This is a genomic window from Okeania sp. SIO2B9 (assembly GCF_010672505.1).
Lineage (GTDB): Bacteria > Cyanobacteriota > Cyanobacteriia > Cyanobacteriales > Microcoleaceae > Okeania > Okeania hirsuta.
On record NZ_JAAHGK010001743.1, the window covers coordinates 1 to 1178 of the forward strand.

Sequence of the window (1178 nt, forward strand, 5' to 3'; positions counted from 1 at the left end):
TTTTATTTCAGATAGTCTCCAATCTCAAATTAAATATTTTCCTGAAAAAACTCTGATTATTGGGGATGAAGCACATCATTTAGGTTCGCCCAAGTTAGAGAAGAGTTTACCAAAAAATATTGGTTTAAGACTTGCTTTATCTGCTACACCAGAAAGATATTTTGATGACCAAGGAACTACAGCGATTTTAGATTATTTTGGTGAAGTATTACAGCCTGAATTAACTTTGGCTGATGCGATTAGACAAGGTGCTTTAGCTCGTTATCTTTATTATCCAATTTTAGTAGAATTGACTGAAGCAGAAAGTCGCGCTTATGCAAAATTAACCTCGAAGATTGGTTGGGTATTATTATTATCAGAAAAAGAAAATGTAGAGATAGAAAAAGAAGACTTAACTGCTTTATTAATTCAGCGTTCCCGTTTAGTTGCTTCAGCCACAAATAAATTAACAGCATTAAAAGCATTAATGGCTAATCGTTTACAAACCAGTCATACTTTATTTTATTGTGGGGATAGTTCCGTAGAAACTGAAGATATTTCAAATTTAAGACAAATGGAAGCAGTGGTAAGAATATTAGGTTATGAATTAGGTTATCGAGTTAATACTTATACTACTGAAACTTCAATTAAAAAAAGAGAAAAATTAAGGCAACAATTTGAAAATGGAGAATTGCAAGGTTTAGTAGCAATTAGATGTTTAGATGAAGGGGTAGATATACCAGCAATTAAAAATGCAGTTATTTTAGCAAGTAGTCAAAATCCTCGACAGTTTATTCAGAGAAGAGGCAGAATTTTACGACCTCATCCAAGTAAGGAAAGGGCAACTTTATTTGATATGATTGTTTTACCTCCAGATATGGGTAGAAGTACCTTGGAAGTAGAAAGAAATTTACTGAGAAAGGAGTTGAAAAGGTTCTTAGAATTTGCCGATTTAGCAGATAATTCTGGGGAAGCTAGGAGAAAGTTATTAAACATTCAAAAAAGATATGGATTATTAGATATTTAATATCATGTCCAGATAATTAGCGATCAAAAACTTTCTCCTTTTCCTCCTCTTCTTTCTTACCGAATTATTAATTATTAATTATTAATAATTAAATAATTCTGGTTTAAAGCCTCCCCTTTTAAGGGGAAAAAATAAATAATATTTCTTTATATTCAATCCTCTCGGTTTTAAA

At 31.3% G+C, this 1178-nt stretch carries 1 protein-coding gene; it reads left to right on the plus strand.

Going from position 1 to position 1178, the window contains the following annotated elements; all coding sequences use genetic code 11:
• Window positions 1-1006 (plus strand): helicase-related protein (locus F6K13_RS34110; RefSeq protein ID WP_287290082.1); only part of this gene is annotated, 1006 nt, incomplete at its 5' end.
• Between the last annotated feature and the right edge of the window lie 172 nt (window positions 1007-1178).